Annotated in this window: 15 protein-coding genes; 11 read left to right on the top strand and 4 right to left on the bottom strand. The window is 51.4% G+C overall.

The window, feature by feature from the left end:
• Positions 1–15: 15 nt before the first annotated feature.
• Complete coding sequence (locus ACZ5N7_RS19315; RefSeq protein WP_464659368.1) at positions 16–798, bottom strand: TIGR01457 family HAD-type hydrolase; 783 nt, start codon at positions 796–798, stop codon at positions 16–18.
• Between the two features lie 444 nt (positions 799–1,242).
• Between ACZ5N7_RS19315 and ACZ5N7_RS19320 the strand changes: the two genes are divergently transcribed.
• The 10 genes from ACZ5N7_RS19320 (at position 1,243) to ACZ5N7_RS19365 (ending at position 9,862) form a co-directional block, all read left to right on the top strand.
• Entirely contained in the window at positions 1,243–2,235 is a 993-nt protein-coding gene (locus ACZ5N7_RS19320) for an ABC transporter ATP-binding protein (RefSeq protein ID WP_464656226.1), read from the top strand.
• Positions 2,235–3,080: an ABC transporter permease gene (locus tag ACZ5N7_RS19325; RefSeq protein WP_464656227.1), complete on the top strand. Its 846-nt coding sequence runs from the start codon at positions 2,235–2,237 to the stop codon at positions 3,078–3,080. The genes ACZ5N7_RS19320 and ACZ5N7_RS19325 overlap by 1 nt, the downstream gene beginning before the upstream one ends.
• On the top strand, positions 3,064–3,858 hold the full coding sequence (locus ACZ5N7_RS19330) for an ABC transporter permease (protein ID WP_464656229.1): 795 nt from the start codon (positions 3,064–3,066) through the stop codon (positions 3,856–3,858). The genes ACZ5N7_RS19325 and ACZ5N7_RS19330 overlap by 17 nt, the downstream gene beginning before the upstream one ends.
• 248 nt (positions 3,859–4,106) lie before the next feature.
• Positions 4,107–4,562, top strand: coding sequence for a chemotaxis protein CheX (locus ACZ5N7_RS19335; RefSeq protein ID WP_464656231.1), 456 nt, complete (start codon positions 4,107–4,109; stop codon positions 4,560–4,562).
• Positions 4,563–4,589: 27 nt separating this feature from the next.
• Entirely contained in the window at positions 4,590–5,369 is a 780-nt protein-coding gene (locus tag ACZ5N7_RS19340; protein WP_464656233.1) for an SDR family NAD(P)-dependent oxidoreductase, read from the top strand.
• Between the two features lie 141 nt (positions 5,370–5,510).
• Positions 5,511–6,098, top strand: a complete 588-nt coding sequence (locus tag ACZ5N7_RS19345; protein ID WP_464656235.1) for an RNA polymerase sigma factor — start codon at positions 5,511–5,513, stop codon at positions 6,096–6,098.
• 57 nt (positions 6,099–6,155) lie between these two features.
• A complete protein-coding gene (locus ACZ5N7_RS19350; protein WP_464656237.1) occupies positions 6,156–7,658 on the top strand; it encodes a DEAD/DEAH box helicase in 1,503 nt (500 codons plus the stop codon).
• A 93-nt stretch (positions 7,659–7,751) separates the two neighbouring features.
• On the top strand, positions 7,752–8,300 hold the full coding sequence (locus ACZ5N7_RS19355) for a hypothetical protein (protein ID WP_464656239.1): 549 nt from the start codon (positions 7,752–7,754) through the stop codon (positions 8,298–8,300).
• A 35-nt stretch (positions 8,301–8,335) separates the two neighbouring features.
• Positions 8,336–9,028, top strand: coding sequence for a DUF2238 domain-containing protein (locus ACZ5N7_RS19360; RefSeq protein WP_464656241.1), 693 nt, complete (start codon positions 8,336–8,338; stop codon positions 9,026–9,028).
• 162 nt (positions 9,029–9,190) lie between these two features.
• On the top strand, positions 9,191–9,862 hold the full coding sequence (locus tag ACZ5N7_RS19365; protein ID WP_464656242.1) for an SOS response-associated peptidase: 672 nt from the start codon (positions 9,191–9,193) through the stop codon (positions 9,860–9,862).
• 41 nt (positions 9,863–9,903) lie between these two features.
• On the opposite strand, the gene ACZ5N7_RS19370 is transcribed toward ACZ5N7_RS19365, so the two are convergent.
• Positions 9,904–11,514 (bottom strand): FAD-dependent oxidoreductase, encoded by a 1,611-nt coding sequence (locus ACZ5N7_RS19370; protein WP_464656244.1) that lies wholly within the window; start codon positions 11,512–11,514, stop codon positions 9,904–9,906.
• Positions 11,515–11,686: 172 nt separating this feature from the next.
• Between ACZ5N7_RS19370 and ACZ5N7_RS19375 the strand changes: the two genes are divergently transcribed.
• Positions 11,687–12,943, top strand: a complete 1,257-nt coding sequence (locus ACZ5N7_RS19375) for an S-layer homology domain-containing protein (RefSeq protein ID WP_464656246.1) — start codon at positions 11,687–11,689, stop codon at positions 12,941–12,943.
• Positions 12,944–14,126: 1,183 nt separating this feature from the next.
• Here ACZ5N7_RS19375 and ACZ5N7_RS19380 read toward each other — a convergent pair.
• Both ACZ5N7_RS19380 and ACZ5N7_RS19385 read right to left on the bottom strand, forming a co-directional pair.
• The gene (locus tag ACZ5N7_RS19380; protein WP_464656248.1) at positions 14,127–14,618 is read right to left on the bottom strand and encodes a hypothetical protein; all 492 of its coding nucleotides are present in this window, start codon (positions 14,616–14,618) and stop codon (positions 14,127–14,129) included.
• A 211-nt stretch (positions 14,619–14,829) separates the two neighbouring features.
• The gene (locus tag ACZ5N7_RS19385; RefSeq protein ID WP_464656250.1) at positions 14,830–16,137 is read right to left on the bottom strand and encodes an aminotransferase class I/II-fold pyridoxal phosphate-dependent enzyme; all 1,308 of its coding nucleotides are present in this window, start codon (positions 16,135–16,137) and stop codon (positions 14,830–14,832) included.
• Positions 16,138–16,225: the final 88 nt, after the last annotated feature.

Raw genomic sequence — 16,225 nt, forward strand, 5'->3', positions numbered from 1 at the left:
CGAATGTTCCGCACCTCATATTTGCGTGAGCCTCAAAAATTCAGCCAGATCTTTGCAGACCGCATCCGGCTGAATGCCGGACTCGGCAATGTGAAGTTCCACATTGTCCGCCGTGGCCAGGCCCGTGAGCACAAGGGCCGTCCTGCACCCGGCGGCTTGCCCGCCCCCGATGTCGGTGCGGATGTTATCGCCGATCACCCACACGTCCTGCGGGGGCAAGCCGCCCAGCTTTTCCAGCGCGTAGTTCATGATGATCGGCGACGGTTTTCCGATCACTACCGGCTCGGCCGCGCTGGCGGTCTGTATGGCGGCTCCCAGCGAGCCGGCGCCGGGGTTCAGCAGACCATCTGAAGGCAGCAGATGGTCCGGGTTGGTCATGACGAAGCGGGCGCCGTCAAGAATGGCCCTTACGGCAGCGGCCAGCTTGCCGTAATTGAACTCGCGGTCGATGCCCTGCACGACATAGTCGGGCCCCTCATCCGTCAAGGTGAAGCCGGCGGCGCGAAGGGCATCCAGCAAGCCGGTCTCGCCGATGGCGTAGACCCGGCCATTCTTCCGGCGCTCGCTCAAATACTGAGCGGCGGCTTGGGCGGACGTGAAGATTTCCTCTTCACCCGCGGCAATTCCCGTCTCCCGCAGATGATCGGCGACTTGTGCCGGAGTTTTGGAGGAGTTGTTGGTCATGAGCAGGAACGGCAGACGCCGGTCCCTCAGATGCCGCACGAATTCCGCGGCATGGGGGATCGGATGTTTTCCATGGTACAGCGTGCCGTCCATATCGAGAATAAAGCCGGGCATTAGTTTCTTCCTTTCTGAATCAAAGATTAAGCTTATCGTAACAAAATTAGCTCTATCAGACAATTTCGGGTGAGGCGCACAAGGAACAAGAGGCGTACAGGGAACGAGGGTCGTACAAGGAGACCTCTGCTATTTCCGTAACTTGTCCGTTCTCGTAATTTGCTTCCCATAATTTGTATTGACAATAACCAACATGGGATGTTAATATCTAACAAAATTGATGGAAGGGCTTCTAGGGAAACGGAATTGAGCTGCGCCGCAGCGACGTTCCAACCGAGCGAAGCCGGGCGCAGGGCGATCGCCGCGCTACACCGTAGGGATAAAAGACCTTCGGCAAGTTCCGCTGCTTAAGCGAAGCTTCCGAAGGTCTTTATTGCTTTAAAGAGTCATCAAGGTGATGCTGACGGAGTGACGGCTCTGCATGAGCGGTGAGGGGGAGAGACGATGACAGCCATACGGGTAAACGGGCTCAGCAAAAGCTTTACGGTAAAGAAGAAGCGCGAGGGCTTTCTGGGCAGCGTCAGCTCTTTGCTTAAGCCGGAGTTAAGCGAGAAGATGGCGGTCCATCCCATTGATTTCACGGTTGAGCAGGGAGAGATGCTTGCTTTTCTGGGGCCCAACGGCGCGGGCAAGTCGACAACGATGAAAATGCTCACCGGCATCCTGCATCCCACGTTCGGAGAAGCGGAGGTGCTCGGATGCTGCCCCTGGAAAGAGCGCCGCAGGCTCTCATTCAGGATAGGCTCCGTTTTCGGGCAGAAATCGCAGCTGTGGTACCACCTGCCGCCGATCGATTCCTTTGAGCTGATGAGCCGCATATACGAGCTGGACCGGACGGAATTTTTCAGGCGCAGGAATAACCTGGTGGAACGCTTCGAACTCGGCCCCTATCTGAATACAGCGGTCAGAAAGCTTTCGCTTGGCGAAAGAATGCGCTGCGAGATTGCGGCTTCCCTGCTGCACCGGCCCCAAGTCGTGTTCATGGATGAACCGACGATCGGGCTGGACGTCGTGATCAAGCAGAGAATACGCGATTTGATCCGGGAAATGAACCGGGAGGAAGGGACCACTGTATTCCTGACGTCCCACGATGCCGGAGATATCGAGCAGCTGTGCCACAGGGCGATTGTGATCAATCACGGGCAGATCATTCTGGACGACACGGTAAGCGGGATGAAGCGGTATTATTTGACCCATAAAACCGTCAAGCTGGCGCTGACGGAGGAGCCCTCATCTTTACTTCTCCACGGAGCCGAGGTAGCGGAAAAGGCCGAAAAGACCATGACTCTAACCGTTGATTTATCCCAAACTACAATCGAGGCCGTGCTCGCCGAGGTGATCCAATCCTGCCGACTCTCGGATGTGACGATTGAGGATCCTCCGATGGAGCATATCATAGCGCAAATCTACACCAAAGCAGGAAAGGAGGCCGGCTGATGCCCAGTCTTCAAGCTTCCGCCCAAACCGCAAGGCCCGGCTCCCGATTGTTTATGAAAAGCGCCAAATATTTCGCCATCGGCAAAATTACGGCCCGCAACCAGCTGGCATACCTGTATGAGATGCTGCTCAGGTCCCTTTTTATCCTGGTGATTCTCTATGTATTGATCCAGCTTTGGAGGGTGACTTACGAAGGGCAGTCGTCTCTTGCCATCTCGGGTTTTACTTTCCAGCAAATGGTGTGGTACCTGATCTTCGCCGAATCGATCGTACTGTCGTGTCCGCAGATGGCGCTGAAGATCGAAGGGGAGGTGAAAAGCGGAGATATCGGCTACCAGCTCACCCGCCCCGTAAGCTATCTATTGTTCCAGTACGTCAGCTATTTAGGGGAGGCGTTGCTCCGCTTGGCCATTACCTTCAGCGTGGGCTGCTGTCTGGGAGTCGTCTTGTTCGGCTGGCCCGCGCTCGGCTGGGGATGGCCCAGTTTTCTCGTTACCGCTTTCGGGTCATTGACGCTGTATTATATTTTAAATATGATAGTGGCTTTGTGCGCTTTCTGGGTAGAGGAGACGAGAGGCATTGAATTTGTCTACCAAAAAATCGTGTTCATCATAGGAGGGATGATGCTTCCTCCGGAAATGATGCCGGATGCGATGAGAACGGTGTGCTCGTGGCTTCCCTTTCAGTCTATTGTGTATGCTTCGGCCAAAACGGCCGTCCGTTTCGATCCTTGCAGTCTCTTGTCGGCGCTCGGTATCCAGTGGCTGTGGATCTCGTTGTGCGGAGCGCTGCTGGCTTACATGTACAGGAGAGGAGTGCGGAAACTCAATGTCAACGGCGGTTAACACTCTTAAGTTTGTCTGGACGTGCTGGAAGCTGAATTTGGCGGGAGCCATGGAATTCCGGGTCAGCTTTCTGCTGACGGCAGGCATGATGTTTCTTAATGATATGGTTTGGCTGCTGTTCTGGGGACTGTTTTTTCAGAAATTCAACAGCGTCGGCGGTTGGGGAATGCACGAAATGCTGATGCTGTGGGCTACCGGTTCAGCAGGCTTCGGCCTCGTGGCGTCCTTCTTCGGCAATACTATGCGGCTGGCCAATATTGTGTCTACGGGAACTCTGGACGTATATTTAGCCCAACCGAAGCCTGTTCTGCTCAATGTGCTTATCAGCCGTATGGCCGTGGCGAATTTGGGCGATATTCTGTTCGGCTTGGCCGTTTATGCCGTATTCGGGGAGCCGACACTCGCGGGGTGGGGAAAGTACATCCTTTCGCTGATCCTGATCATGCTGCTGTTCCTGACCACAATTCTAATCGTTCAATCGCTTGCTTTTTATATCGGCAATGCCGAGGGGATCGGCCAGCAGTTCACTGGCTCGATGGTTACGTTCAGCCTGTATCCCACATCTATTTTCAAGGGCTGGGGCAAGCTCATCCTCTTCACAGTCGTCCCCGCCGGTATAATCTCGTACGTGCCTGTTGGTTTGCTAGGGCGGCTGGATACAGGATTTCTTCTCCATGCGGCGGCAACGCTTTGCTGTTTTTGCGTATTTTCAGTGTGGTTCTTTCACAGAGGGCTAAAACGGTACAGCTCTGGGAACACTGCGGGCATAAGGATGTAAAAGCGGCCTGCCGCTGTGCGAATGACCACCTTGCTCGATCCGGGGAAAAGCCGTTTTTCCGGAGTTATAGGCACCGGCTGCAAAAATTGAATCTAAGTTCCTATAAGAACGGACGATTTTTGCCTATACTTGTCCTTGCGAATCCGATATAATTAGTGCATTACTACCAATCTTTTCTAACATGGATCGACATTCCATGACAAAATTTTATTCGGATGAGTATCGGTAACGGAGGCGTCGCAGTCGCTATGAAGGCAGAATTGATTCATCCTTTTCTGGAGTCGGCAAGAATAGTCATTGAGCAGGTTGCCAATGTTCGTCCTTCCACAGGTGAGCTCGGCATCAAAGAGATCGTGCCGGTGGGCGGATACATACGGATTTATATAGGTATGACGGGGCAAATGGAGGGGGACATCGTGTTCATGCTGCAGGAAGAAGTGGCACTCAAGGTGGTATCGGCCATGATGGGCGGATATATCCTCACCGAAATGAACGAGATTACCCAGAGCGCGATTTCCGAGCTCGGCAACATGATCAGCGGCAACGCCAGTACGATGCTGTACAACCAGGGCGTCCGGGTGGACATTACGCCTCCCAAAGTTGTCCATGCTTCCGGAGAAGCGCTGGGTTCAGTCAAGGCTTTGACAATTCCGTTAATTATGGAAGGCATAGGAGAGTTGGATATCCAGGTATTGATTGCCTGAGATGAACGCAGACGGAGGAGCGGCCCGATGAGAGACTTACATGGCAGGATCGTTGTCATTACAGGCGCAACCAGCGGGCTGGGGGCACTATTAGGCGGCAAGTTCGCGGACAAAGGAGCGGTGCCGGTACTCACGGGCCGTTCTTCGGCCAAGCTGCTGGAGGCCGCTTCCAGGTTTCCCGGAACGCTGGATACGTATGTTATGGACGTTACCTCCTCCCAAGATGTCGAACGCACGGTGAATGAGATTATGGAAAAGTACGGGCGCATCGACGTCTTGGTCAATAATGCCGGCTTCGGTATATTCAAGTCTGCGCTGGAAGCGCCGCTCAGCGATTTTGAAGAGATGATGGACGTCAACTACATGGGTGTAGTGCGCTGTACCAAAGCCGTGCTTCCTCATATGGTGCAGGCGGGAGCGGGGAATATCGTCAACATCGCCTCTATGGCGGGGAAGATCGGTACGGCCAAATCGTCCGGCTACACAGCCAGCAAGCACGCGGTGTTAGGTTTCACCAATTCCCTGCGCCAGGAGCTGATTGGCTCGGGTGTCGTTCTGAGCGCGGTGAATCCGGGACCCATCGATACACCCTTTTTTGAGAAAGCGGACCCATCGGGAGGCTATGCCTTTAACGTGCGTAGGTTTATGCTCAAGCCTGATCGAGTTGCGGACGAGGTGGTCGATGCCGTCGTGCGTGACATTCCCGAGAAGAATCTTCCTTGGATCGCCGGCTTTGGCGTCAAATTGTATCATTTATTTCCCCGTATGCTTGACGGGATTTTTGTGAAGATCGTCAACCGCAAATAACATTCACCGCGCTGCAAACTTCCTTTTGGCCCGATCGTTCTTTATTACGCACATTAAATTTAGAATTTATATCTCTTGAGTGACGGCCGACTGTCTACCGATAAGATCGGGCAGCTTGAAATCGTTTGCGGGGAGGGGTTTATGTCCAAGCTTTTGGCTTTATTGGTGACGGAAAAATTTGTATCATTGCCCAAGATGGTACAGGAGCAGGTATATCAGGAATTTAACTCGCTCGTCTACCCGGGCGTATATTATATGGTAAAGGAGCGCGCCGCTGCAGAAGATGTCATCCAGGAGGCTTTTTTGCGGTCGGTTAATAAAGCTCCCAGGCTGGCGGAAACGGACAAGCTGGAAAACTGGCTCCGAAAATTGACAAGGAATGTCACCTTGAACTATTTGAAAAAGCATAGGAGAGCTGTCCGGCAATTGGATCCCAAAGCATTGGAGTCCGCCGTCGAGGCTGTGTGCACGTCCGCGGTCTCTACGCTGGAGGATCAAATCGAGGCCAAGATCCTGATTGAAACGGTGCTCGACTACGTGGGCAAAATTAAGCCGGATTACCGTCGCATTTTGGAGATGAGGTGGGTCAGGCAGATGACTTACAAAGAGATGGCGGATGAGCTCCAGGTCACGGAGGGAATGGTTCGGCAGAAGCTGTATAGGGCGAGGGAAGCGGTCCGCGATAAAATAAAGCAGGAATGGGGTAACCAGGACCAGGGAGGTTTGTGAAACCAAGGAAAGTTACATATAATAAATATAAGCAGCCAGACAGAAATGAGGTAGATCATGGTACCCAGTTTTGAAACGCTTAAAATCTCACCGGATATGGTCCATAAGCTCCGGCGGGGAGCCATCGATGATCCGACGCCGATACAGGCGCAGTCGATCCCGTTCATTCTGGACGGAAAGGATCTTATCGCCCAGTCCCAGACGGGTACAGGCAAGACGCTCGCTTACCTGCTTCCGGTGCTGCAGAATATCGATCCGTCAAGCAAACAGCTGCAGGCGGTTATTCTTGTCCCTACCCGGGAGCTCGGGATGCAAATTTTTCAGGAGGCGGAACGTTGGTCTGAAGGGACTGGCATTCTGGCCCAATCGTTAATCGGAGGAGCGGCGCTTTCCCGGCAGGTGGACAAGCTGAAGCTTCATCCCCACATCGTGGTAGGGACGCCAGGCAGAATTGTCGAGCTGATCAAGGTGAAAAAGCTAAGCATGCATTATGTGCGTACGATCGTTGTCGATGAGGCGGATCAGGTTTTTGACCTGGGGTCGATGGCGGAAGTGGAAATCATTCTGAAAAGCGCGCTTCGGGACAGGCAAATCCTTTTTTTCTCCGCAACGATCCCTCCGGAGATCCAGCAAATTGCAGACCGTTGGATGAAGGATCCCGAGTTGGTGCGGATTGAGCCGGCCCAGCGGACTTCCGCGACCGTCGAGCATCTACAGTTCGTTTGTGACGAGAGAGACAAAATCGATACCTTAAGAAGGCTGGTCCGATTGTACAATCCGCGGTCGGCGATGGTGTTCATCAATGATACCGACGGCATAGCCGAGGTCACCGAGAAGCTGAAGTATATGGGCCTGTCGGCGGAAGCCTTGTACGGTGAGGCCGGCAAGCAGGACCGGGCGAGGGTGATGAAAGCTTTCCGCGAAGGAAGCGTTCAATTGTTGGTTGCGACAGATGTGGCCTCGCGGGGATTGGACATCGAGGATGTGACGCACGTCATTAATCTCGATCCCCCTGTGGATGCGGACCATTATGTGCATAGGGTCGGCCGTACGGGACGCATGGGCAAGAAAGGCACGGCAATAAACATCGCTGCGCCTAACGAGCTGTTCATTCTGCGTAAATTTGAAAAGCAGCTTAACATTGAGATACAAGCTAAACAGCTGTACGGCGGAAAAATTTACGACGCTGACGAGTTCATACCGCAGAAGTCGCGGGGGATCAAAAGACACCCGGATACGGCCGCAGATTCGGCGGTCAGGGATCCGCGGACTGTGGGGAGGGAGAGGGCACCACAGCGGGTGCATCAGCCGCCAGGTAAGGACGGCGCACCGGCCCGGATGAATGAGGAAGCGTTAGTCAATGAGAGCACGGACAGTTCGTCTATCGCGCCGAGCCGGAAGAAGCGCGAAGAACCGGCCCGAATCCGCCAAGCAGCGGGAAGCGGGAGCCCGGCAAAAGCCGCGCGCGGGACGCCGGACAAAACCACAGCGAACCGGGAACGGGACCGCAAAAACAAAGGGGCTCCAAAGTGGCTAAAGGCCAAGCAGTCGAAAGAATAGGCAGATATGGGTTCTCCGTTGAAGGGGGACCTCTTTTTTTTGCCTGTTCATCTGGGTAACAAAATATTTATTATTTCCTATGGAGGCAAAACGATGATAAAGAAGCTGATCTATTTCGTTGCGGGCATAGCCATTATTGCGGGCCTCATGCTGCTTGGAGTCTTGGCTTATATTAAGCCCGACAAGAGCCTGGATTTGAATTATAGAGAGGTGGCGTTGGCGGGCAAGTTCAATGAAATCCTGAAAACACGCAAATTGGAGATCAGGCTGTCTGAAGAGGAAGTGGACCATCTGCTGCGCAAAGGGCTAAGCCAGAGACCTCAGGTTTCGGCCGACTTGGCCGTGACAGGGGCCAGGTTCTCGCTGAACGGAAACCGGCTGACGGCGGATGTGAACCTGTTATACAGGGACCTGGTGCCGATCGGGGCCACTCTGAATTTTACATTGGATTGGAAAGATCCTTACATTGCAGCTGAACACACGGAGACTCGGATAAAAGCGCTTAATGTTCCAACACGCTTGTTCAGCATTCAACCGCTTGAGATGAGGGCGGACGAAAACCTGCCCGAGCTGATCAGAATCCAGAATGTGGTGATTGAGGAGAAGGACATAAAAATCGGGTTAAAGCTAAATCTAAGGTAGAAGAAGGCCATGCATGCTGGGAAAGGAGAATGACGATGACTACCTGGGCCGCTGACCGCGGCAAAGATTTTTCCGGTTCGGAGCAAAGCATCTGGATGCGCAGGGACGATAATTTCTCTGAAAATCGTTTTCTGCAGTTTTTTGCAGGAGTGTATGCGATTATCTGGGCGCTGCTCGCCATTTCACCGCGAGACCGGACCGGCTGGATGTTGGAGAATGTCCTGATTATCGCTTTTCTGGCAGCTGTCATTTTTACCTACAAGAAATTTACGTTTACCAACCGCTCCTATGTTCTAATGGCTGCTTTTTTGGTGCTGCATACGATCGGCGCCCATTATTCCTACCAAGCCACTCCGCTGGACGGGACAATGAAAAATATTTTTCATTCAACGCGCGGCAATTACGACCGTGTGGTTCATTTTTTCTTTGGTGTGCTGCTTGTCCTGCCGATTTCCGAGGTGCTTGAACGGGTTGCGGGCACGGCACGGCTATGGGCGTACGGTCTGGCAATAGCGGTGGTTACCGCTGCGGGGGCGCTGTATGAAATCGGGGAAATGTGGGTCGCACTGCTTGCTTCCAAGGAAACGGCGGACCAGTTTCTCGGCATGCAGGGAGATCCCTGGGATTCACAGCACGATATGGAGCTGGCGTTTTACGGCGCGATCCTCACGGTGACGGTCACCCTGCTGGTTCGGCGCAGAAAAACGAAGAAGGCCGGCCATACTTGATTTACGCATAATTTTCCACCTGCCAATGGATACTGTAGAATAACCCGACAAAAGACGCATGGTTGTTGAAGCATATTCCGAATGCGCCCTTTCGGTACCTTCCGCAGGGAGAGTTCTTATACTACAAATCTCTATAGAGAGAAAGACAGGCAGGTGGGTTTTATGTGCGAACGTTATAGTTTAGCCTCTTCCTTATCCGATATCGAAGCCTATTATCAGATCGACAAGATGGCTTTTCCCTTCAAAAGCAGCTATTTGCTCGAACCGACACAACCGGTTCCCGTCATTGTCGCAGAAGGGGGATCGAGGAGGCTGGAGCATTACAGATGGGGGCTCTTCCCTTTCTGGGCGCCGGATTCCATCAATGCGGCGAGCGAAACTGTGGCGGATAAGCGGGCGTTTCGCAAAATTTTTACCAGCCGCCGCTGCGTCATCCCTTGTGACGGCTACTATGGCTGGAAAGCTGAACGGAAGGTGAAGCAGCCGGTCCGATTCGTCCTCCGTCATCAAAAACTGTTCGGCTTTGCCGGGTTTTACGATGTATGGCTGAAGCCGGGCGGGGAAGAAATCCGTTCGTGTACTATACTTACCACGTATTCTAACCGCTTGGCCGCAGTCTACCACGAACGTATGCCCGTTATACTGGATCAACAGACGGCTAACCGCTGGCTGGATGCCCGGATAACAGACAAAGATATATTATCCTCGCTGCTTATGCCGTATGACGCCGAGGAGATGGACGTTTACCCGGTGACAGGTGAAAGAGGCTCCGACTGCGGTTCAGCGGACAAGATGCGGGACATGCTGCTGAAGTTTTCGATGCAGAAAGACTAACGACAGCTGGAGACGCCAGAAGTAACAGTGCCTTTTGTTGTCTAATGCTTCTTGTGCACATAGGTCGGATACACAATCTCACCCGTGTCGAGCTTGGCGATTTCGTCCGGAGACCATCCCGCCAGCTTGTTTTTGCCTGTGATGTTGGTCAGCTTGATATCGTACTTTGTCTGCAAATAAGTGTGTAGTTGGGCCATATCCGGTTCTTGCAAATCCTTCAGCTTCTTCTTGCCGTTGATCTGACCGAGAATGACACCGATCGACTCGGCCGCGAGGCTCGTATTCGGCTGGATGCGGGCGCTGCCGTAGGCGATGGCGGAGGCGCCGACATTCTTGCCGGCAACGATCACGTTATCGTAGTTCTTCAGCAGGAAGCTGCGAAGCGGCATGCCGTATTTGTCGGGACGGCCCATCTCGATGCCCCACTTGTTTGCGCTCGTTCCCTGCAGATCCAGCGGATATCCGGCGATGCTCACGTTGTCCCAGAACATATGGCCGCCAAGCATATCGGAAGGCTTAAGCACATAGTCCGTTTCATAATGGTTGTACTCGCGGATATACAAGTAATTCGGGTAGCCGTTAATCTCTGCGTTCTCCCAACCGACCATGCCTTTGCGGAAATGGTTCAAAATAAGCGGCGTTTCTTTCCTGCCCAGCTCAAGGCCCCCCTCTACCGATTTGGGATCGGAAGGGTCGACGGTGTATATCAGCAGCGCATTGATCAAAACCTCTCCGTCCCGCTGATTGACCGCGTTCAGCCCTCTCAGGAATACCCGGTCATTGGACGGTTTATATTGGCTGGTCATGCCGCTTAACCCGATTGCAAAGCTCTCGTTCACCGAACCCCCGCCGTATTTTTTACTTTTTTCCTGAGGGGTAAGCGAATTGAAATGGGCGGAAAATTTCTGCCAATCCACATTCTTGAACTTCATCATCATGCCGGCGCTCATATACTCGATATTTTTCTGTCCGTAAAATTGTTCGAGCCCCGGAAGGCGGGTCACCTTCAACCTGCTCAGCAGCGCGGCGTCATCCGTATTATCCACATAATAGGATGCGGTAATCCTCTTCTTGGCACCGTCCTTCGATGTGTAAGTTATCGTCTGAATCGATTCTCCACTGCTGCTTGCGGGAGCTTCTTTAACATCAATGATCTTGACGCCCTGCTCTATAGGAAGATTACTGCTCAATTTGCCAAAATAAGACTGGAACTCCGGAAGTTTGCGTATCTTAGCGCTGCGGAAGCCGTCGAACAGCTCTTTTACCCGGCCCTGCAGCAGAGTTTTGTACGCGTCGTCCCGGGCTTCGTCGAGGAACAGCATCTCTCCCTGCAGCACCTGCCCGCCAAAAGCGTCCCTCGGGTCGATCACCTTCACCTTCAGCCCTTCATCCGCGGCGGCGCGCGCCAGGTAGAGGCCTTCCAGCTCCGTTCCTGCCAACAGCACATCCGTCTTCTCCAAAGGGATTTCCGGCTCCGGCTGGGTTTTCGCTTTGGATGCATCCTTCGGACTGTCGGAAGACACCTCGGTGCCCGGTGAGTTTTTGCGGGATTCAAGGAGAGAGCCATTCCATCTAATAACCATAAATAAAACAGCTGCAAGCACTGTGAATGCCGCGAGCAGCACCCAGATCTTTTTCTTTTTAACCGGCATTCTATTACTCCTTCGCTAGCATTTTACCGAAATTATTGTACCATTTTTCATAGATTGGCAATACCCCCCCAAAAGTTTCAGCGCCGCCGAATGCTTTACCGAAAAGATGAACACTTCGCGAAGGTTCAAAGAAAAAACAATCCATACTCAAAAAGAGAGGAAGTGCAGTGAAATGAATTCTGTATTTAAAAAAGTGGTTGTAAGCTCTTTGACTCTAGCATTGGCTCTGGGAGGCTCTACGGCTGCATTCGCCAAGGACAGGGACGATGACCACGAGAACGAAAAGCGCAATGTGAAGTGGGAACACAGATCGGAACAGCGGAATCAACAGAACAATGATGATAATGAGGACCATCAGAGACATCAGACAGGTTCGAACATTCAAATTAATCTTAATTTTGAAGACATGAGAGGGCAGGATGTGCAGTGGGCTATGAGATACATAGCCAGCTTGGCGTCCAAAAGAGTGTTTGAAGGCTATGAGGACGGCACTTTCAAGCCTAACAACCATATTACCAGAATCGAAGCTATAACGGCCGCAGTTCGCTTGTTAGGTCTGCGCAGCGAGGCTGAGGCCAAGCAGGGGACGAAGCTGTATTTCTCCGATGCAGTCAAGATTCAAGCGGCGTATCCTTGGGCCACCGGTTATGTGGCTGTAGCGGCCGAGCACGCCTTGTTTATGGAAAGCGACAACGCCGTCCAACCGGACAAGTCCGCAGACCGTTTATGGGCAACGATTCTATTGGTAAAAGCTTTAAAGCTTGACGGTGAAGCGAAGACCAAGATGAATGCCGACCTGACTTTCAAGGATGCGGATAAAATTCCCGCCGGAGCGCGCGGATACGTAGCGGTTGCTGTGGAAAAGGGCTTGATCGACGGCTATGAGGACAATACATTCCGCCCGAATGCTCCGGTCAGGCGCGCAGAGCTTGCCGCCCTGCTTGACCGTACCGGCGACAAAATGCCTGAAGATAAGAGCCTGACTAAAGGTACGGTAATTTCAAGCGTTTCCGGCAACGTCCTGACCGTCTCTCAAGGCGGCGCCCCGGTTGCTTTAACGCTTGACCTTAACACCTTCGTATTCCGCGACGGCCAAAAAATAACGGTCACCGATATTAAAGCCGGCGAAGAAGTAAAGGTCCGCACTTATAACAACGTCGTCGTATATATCGAGGTCGTACAAGCTGCGCTGCCAGCCATAGCCGAAGTCAGCGTACCCGGGTGGTACAAGCTGGGCACGCTGAACAATCAAGGCGCATTATCCACAGTCACCATTTCACAACTTGTAAACAATAGTACCACAGTGAGCGATGCAACTTACACTGTCGCTTCGGATGTGAAGATCCAGGGCGAGGGTCAGCTCACTCTGAACCGCTCAGTTGAACTCAAGGTGACCGGCACGACCGTACATTCGATTATTTTGAAGTAGAGTCAGATGATGGGGGTATTGAGGTCAAGCGGTGATCTGAACCTGAACTACGGCATTATATGTGAAAGCTTGTCAAGAGTTTGAAGTTTCTGTTGCACACAGATTACTATAGTAACTATGCTATGAAACATATATATAAGGTTCAAGCGACTCCAAGGAAAGACGAGTTGCTTGAACTTTTTTATTGTCTAGGAAATTATGATTTTCGGTGGCTGTGGATAAGTGTTGGTCTGAGCACTTGCCGTGCAGTGTCGCAATGCGCCGGGAGAATCGCGGAATGGGAAAAAGTAAAGGGAATTCCTCCATTTAATTTGACTTCGATTTGGTTGGAGATGCATTTAACTGGAAAAGTTCCATCAAAATCAGCGGTTAATCTAATATCTGGCCCGAATGGGTTGAATTAACTGCACATTTTCCAGTTATATGACCAGCAAGGCAATCAAACTGAGCAAATAGAAGCATATTTTCCTGTTAATCAAAGCAACCCAGTATGCCGTGGGCCAGAACATTCCGGGCAAACCCTTTCACCATTGCCTCGCAAAGAAGGGGGCAGCCAGCCTTCTACATAACTTTTTCCACATCAAGACCGCCGTCATATCAATTCTTTAAAATGACGCTCTACATCTTTCGACCGGAACGGCCAGCCAAGTCTGTCTCTCATACCCCTCCACAAAAACACAATGCTTCCACTCGGCAGAATGGAACGGTATGTTTTTCGTCACTTGCCTCTCATTATAATTTATGAACAAGACAGTCCCTGTCCTTAGAAACAGATTTCTGTCTTTATTCACCCGAAGGGTTATTTTGTTCGTAACAGCAAGCTAACACCTTGATCATGAATCGCTTATGATATATTCGGACAGCTTAGCGCAACAATCCACTCCGATAATCGTTAAATAAAATGAACGGTTTCAACCCAAAACCGACATTTATGGATTGGTTTTTTGTGATTGGTTACTACGGGACCTTATTGGCAATTTTCCTTGGACTTTATTACTTTAACCACTGTTTTAGCAGTAAGAATATTAAGAAGGCTAATAGCAAAGCGCTTCCGACGCTAGAAGAGCGGTGGATAAATGATTCGGAGGTTATTATTTTTTAAGAAGAGAACGTATCCTTCAAAACGGAAAATACAATAAGGCCGCCGAAATTGCTCCGGCAGCCTTCTGGCACTGATATATTTTCAAGCAAACAACATTGGAGCCATCGAGAAGGTTTCCGTGTTCAAATAGCTAAGATCCGGGATGGAGTAAATCACGGACAGTTGGCGGATCCTTTTATAAATAGTCCGTAACCTGACGGAATCCATCTCCTGGATCATCGCTTCATTAGCTATGTAATCGCGTAAGCTTACCTTAATAAGATGGCTGCTGGCCCGGAGTTCTACATACTTATCTCTAGACATGTGAAGCCGCGGATCCAAAAAATATTGGGTCTGTTTTGTCGCTTTTTCGTACAAACTCACACATTGCTGGCTCACCCTCTGCTGTCTAATCCTGCCGGAAACATCTTCTATGGTGAGACTTTTATTTACAGGGTCGAGCGAACTGCTTTGTAAAAAACTTATTTCATGGAGTTCAACCCCTTCAAGCAACAGCCGGATAATAATGGCATCCTGTGGGTTGATGCAATCGTTCTCAATGAAAAGCAGATTCTTCATAGACAATTCGTTCATGTTTGTAAAAGTCATCCCTTTCTATTTGTTCGTGGGCGGATACTCCGGCATCTAGCATTATAGATTATTTAAGTGAATAAATATGTCAAAAGAACAGAGAAAAAACAAGATACTTTCCGACAAAATTTTACAATTAATTGGATTTTTAATCCAAAAAAAGCAGCCGGTTCGGCTGCTTTGCTCACACGCTGACTTTATAGATCGAGATAAATTACTTTACAGTCACATTCTGAAGATCCTGCACGCCTTGGAAGATCAAGTCGAACAGCGTCTCGATGTGCTCTTCCTCAATACAGGAGAAGGCGACGCGCAGATCGGTGTCGCCCAAGGCGATGGTGCCTACGCCATACTTGTCAAGCAGGAGCGTGCGAAGCGTTTCCGCGTCTACTGTCTTCAGCTTCAAGCACATGAAATAGCCGGAGTTGAACGGGTAATATTCCCACACATCGCCGTATTTGCCGCTGTCGAGCAGGCCTTTTACCTTATTTGCCCGGCCCTTCATAATGTCGAATTTCTCCTGCTTCTGCGCGGCGAAATCCGGGGAAGTCAGGGCGTGCAGCACGAAGGTCTGCGAAGGGTGCGGTCCGCTGGAAATGGTGGCGCGGATGATCCCCATCGTTTTTTGCTCCAAAGCGTTGAGCAGCGCTTCGCTTTCGCCGGCATAGGTGATGAAACCGACACGGAATCCCCATACGTATTCTTCCTTCGTCGCACCGTCGATTTTGACGGCAAGCACGCGAGGGTGAAGGTCGGCCAAAGCGCCGAACAGCGATTCATGCATCGAATCCTCGAAAAACAGGCCGAAGTAGGCGTCATCCGTCACAGCCACCACATTAATTCCGGCTTCCGCCCCGGCGGCGATAGCGGCCAAGATGCTTTTGCCTTCTTCTTGCGTTGGGGAGTATCCTGTAGGGTTGTTCGGGAAGTTCAGGACGACAATGGCCTTGCCTTTCTCCTTTTGAGCCAGGATGGCCTGCTTCAATCCTTCCGCATTAAACAGTCCTTGTTCATTATAGAGAGGGTAGTTCACCATGCCCGCTCCGCGGCGAATTCCGAATGTGAGTTCGTAGTTCTCCCAGTTTTTGTCCGGGATAATGACGCTGTCGCCGCTGTCCGCAAACAGGTCGGCCACAATGCTCAAACCGTGTGTCAAAGCGTTGGTGGCGATCGGATTGCCGAAGCTTTTGCCTGCCAGGGACGGGTTCTCTTCCAGCATCTTTTTGCGCCATGCGGCTCTTAATTGGGGCTTGCCCGCAGGAGGCGCGTATTCGTATATATCTTTCGGATCGTAGGCGGATAATGTATCTTGAATAACCTTCAAATGCATCGGCTTGCCGCCTTCCAAAGCGGTCCCGATGGTGGCGTTAAACTTGTTCGCTTTCGCTTTCGCTTCTGCGGATTGGCTGAGGATGCCTTCTTTCGGGAAGTAAATTTGCTTGCCCAAACCGGAAAGCATGTCATAGACATGCCGGTTTTCTTGTTCAATGGTCTTGTTGAGGAGCTGCGCAAGTGAATTCATTACTTTCATCCTTCCATAGAATGCGATCATTTTGCTGTCATTATATCACTTTCAAAAGTGGGCGTCACGGCGCTTTGAGAAAAATGCC

The sequence above is a fragment of the Paenibacillus sp. JCM 18996 genome (assembly GCF_055392555.1).